This window comes from Pseudovibrio sp. WM33 (genome assembly GCF_001623165.1).
Classification (GTDB): Bacteria; Pseudomonadota; Alphaproteobacteria; order Rhizobiales; family Stappiaceae; genus Pseudovibrio.
Genome location: NZ_LMCK01000043.1, coordinates 2,516 through 3,661, shown reverse-complemented (window position 1 = coordinate 3,661; position 1,146 = coordinate 2,516). Strand labels below are relative to the sequence as shown.

Here is a 1,146-nt window from a genome sequence, read left to right as displayed (position 1 = left end):
ACTAACTTTCAAACCGGACCACTCAAGTGGGGCTGATCATGCTTACTTATGTTCTCTGGAACTCGTGAAGAATATTAGTGAAACTGAGCCCGTAATATTCAACGTTATTAAAAGTCGGGAATGAGAAGCCAGAGATATCTTGGTTTTCACTGGTGTGATCCTGCAGAAAATATCTGCAGACTGGGGCTTTCCACCTTTTCTAATCCGCCTGAAACAAGGGGGTATAGCTGACAATAACTAAGGGAAGCTGGTCCGGGTCTTTGGCGTTACATATGAAAAAGACAAAATAAAAACCCCGCCTCATAAAGAGACGGGGCTTTTTGAGTGTGCGAACGCCACATGAACATGTGCCCGTGTGGGGCCTATTATTGTTATTGTTCGTTCTTATTGTTTTTATTTGGCTCTAAATGGCTTCACCCATGGCAAAGCCGCTTAGATTAGTCGCTCGCAGGAAAGTTTTTCTGCACATTGTCCAGATCGAGGACGGTTGGCAGAGAGGCCTCGTTGCCGAGGAACTGAATGGCATGTGCGGAAGCCGCACGAGCCAGTTTGAAATGGTCTTCCCAAGTCCCCTGAGGGTCTGCCAGGTAGCCGTAAACATAGGCGCCGTGGAAGGTATCACCCGCACCGTTGGTGTCGATGACGCGTTCTTTTGGCACTTTCAGAGCTGGCAAACGCTTGATCGGGCACTTGTCTTCGTACCACAGCAGGCCTTTTTCGCCCTGAGTGACACCACCGACCTTCACGCCTTTGGCACGCAGGTATTCCAGTGTGTCTTCCGGGGATTTTTCCAGCTGCTCACAGAACAACTCAGAAACGATCGCTACATCAATGTAGTCGAGCAGCTCCTCGGTGTTCTCACGAACGGCACCGCCATCCAGAGACGTCAGGATGCCATGCTTGCGGCACATCTTTGCATAATGCAGAGCAGCGTGTGGGATGTGACCGTCTACATGCAGCGCCTGACAACCAGCGAGGTTGAGTTCAGGAACCGGATGCAGGAAGTCGTTGTCACGGCAACGCACGATGGCACGCTTGCCATCCTTTGGCATGATGAAGGAGAGGGAACTTTCCTTCACTTTAGCGCCGTGGATCGGAATGGAATACTTGGCCGCCATGTCGCGGAACATGCGAGACAGCCAGTCG

At 51.0% G+C, this 1,146-nt stretch carries 1 protein-coding gene; it reads right to left on the bottom strand.

Going from position 1 to position 1,146, the window contains the following annotated elements:
- Positions 1–437 precede the first annotated feature (437 nt).
- The coding region (locus PsWM33_RS08840; protein WP_244276675.1) for a PfkB family carbohydrate kinase at positions 438–1,146 on the bottom strand (709 nt) is incomplete at its 5' end.